At 48.9% G+C, this 1,846-nt stretch carries 3 protein-coding genes; 2 read left to right on the forward strand and 1 reads right to left on the reverse strand.

Translation table 11 applies throughout. From position 1 onward, the window contains the following. Positions 1-661: chromate transporter (locus tag KDK16_RS13220; RefSeq protein WP_257276485.1), on the reverse strand; the 661-nt coding region annotated here is incomplete at its 3' end. Between the two features lie 213 nt (positions 662-874). Here KDK16_RS13220 and tatA point away from each other — a divergent pair. Further along, positions 875-1,090 carry a twin-arginine translocase TatA/TatE family subunit gene (tatA, locus tag KDK16_RS13225; RefSeq protein ID WP_257276486.1) on the forward strand — a complete coding sequence of 72 codons (216 nt, stop codon included), beginning with the start codon at positions 875-877 and terminating at the stop codon, positions 1,088-1,090. 66 nt (positions 1,091-1,156) lie between these two features. Next, positions 1,157-1,846, forward strand: a 690-nt coding sequence (gene tatC, locus KDK16_RS13230) for a twin-arginine translocase subunit TatC (RefSeq protein ID WP_257276487.1), incomplete at its 3' end; no start/stop codon positions are given.

Genomic DNA, 1,846 nt, shown 5'->3' on the forward strand with positions numbered 1-1,846 from the left:
GGCTGGTTGAGTTTGCCATACCTGTTATGAAAGGCAGTAAGAGCAAACCGGCAAGGAACAGAACAAAGGCAGCACATGCCTGCCGTTTGCTGCCTTTCACCCGGGCGTGTTCGTCATCCACTGACTGATCTTTATAGATGATGAACCCAAAGGCTGCCGCCAAAACAATGACCCCAATCTGGGTGAATACATGGGGAAGCAGTAACATGGCTCCTGCTGACAGCACCGCTATCGTCACCCTGGGACGATCCGGACATAATGATTTGCCCATTTTGATAAGGGCATCAGCCACCACAGCGACGGCAAACAGCTTAATGCCCTGAAGCATTCCCATAGCGGCAGGGATGCCGGATATTTCGCTGTAGCCCAGTGCCAGCAGGATCATAATCAGGGCAGAAGGAAGGGTGAAACCCAGAAATGCAGCGATAGCACCCGGCAAGCCGGCACGTTCAAAGCCTATACTCATCCCTACCTGACTGCTGGCCGGTCCGGGCAGCATCTGGCAGAGGGCTACGGTGTCTGCGTAATCTCTTTCGCCAAGCCACTTGCGACGTTCTACAAACTCTTTATGAAAGTAGCCGATGTGGGCTGTGGGTCCTCCGAAGGAGTAGCAACCCAGCATCAGGAAACGCCAGAAGATCTCAAGAATTGAATGTCTCATAAGCCATCCTTATAAATATTGCCCGTTATTGTAAGGTTGGACATATCATTAATCGAATGAAATTGGTGATTGGAAAACCTCTGCGGTAGGGTTCTGTGCAGGTATGATGCCTGTTTTTTCGCAAATGGCGGCTGTCCCATTGAATCTACTGATTGTGAGCAGGGGTTGCAGTTGAGTATGCTTCATAGGGATTAACCATCGGAGTGAACAACAATGGGTCTTGGTGGAATCAGTATCTGGCAGCTATTAATTATTCTGTTGATTGTCGTAATGCTGTTCGGTACGAAAAAGCTGAAGAGTCTGGGCGCCGACCTGGGGGGAGCATTGAAAAGCTTCAAGCAGGCGTTGACCGAAGAAGAGAACGACGCCGCTGTAAAAAAGGCCGCACAGAACGACAGTGCTCAAAAAGAAGTTTCCCATAAAGCCTGATTGTGAGTCTAACTGGTCAGGCACTTGTGAACATATTTCAGCAGGGTTTGTCAGGATTATAAACAAATGTCATCTACCACCGAGAGCAATGACGAGCAGCAGTCGTTGGTTCAACATCTGCTTGAGCTGAGAACCCGTATCCTGCGCAGCATGGTTGTTGTGCTGATTATTTTTGCCGGGCTTTTCTATTTCTCCAGTTCGCTTTATGAATTCTTTTCAGAACCTCTGAGAGTGTTCCTGCCGGAAAACAGCACCATGATCGCAACGGATGTTGCCTCGCCTTTTCTGGCGCCATTCAAACTGACCATGGTATTGGCACTGTTTGCCTCTGTTCCATTTATTCTGCACCAGATATGGGGTTTTATTGCACCAGGGCTATACCAGCATGAGAAAAGGCTGGCAATACCGCTGCTGGTTGCCAGTGTCGTATTGTTTTATACCGGAGTTGCGTTTGCCTACTTCGTGGTCTTTCCGTTGATCTTTGGGTTCTTTACCAGTACCGGCCCTGAGAGTGTCACGGTGATGACCGATATAAACAGTTACCTGAATTTTATTCTGAAACTGTTTTTTGCCTTCGGTATGGCGTTTGAGATTCCTGTCGCCACATTGCTTCTGATCTGGTCTGGAATCTCAACCGTCGAGTCTATGTCCGGTAAGCGTCCTTATATTGTCGTAGGTTGCTTTGTTCTGGGCTTGTTGCTTACACCTCCGTATGTGATTTCCCTGACTCTGCTGGCGGTCCCGATGTGGTTGCTC

It is taken from the genome of Endozoicomonas sp. SESOKO4, assembly GCF_024606275.1.

Excerpts from the sequence above, each read along its gene's own strand:
- tatA (WP_257276486.1), top strand. The coding sequence starts at position 875 with ATGGGTCTTGGTGGAATCAGTATCTGGCAGCTATTAATTATTCTGTTG.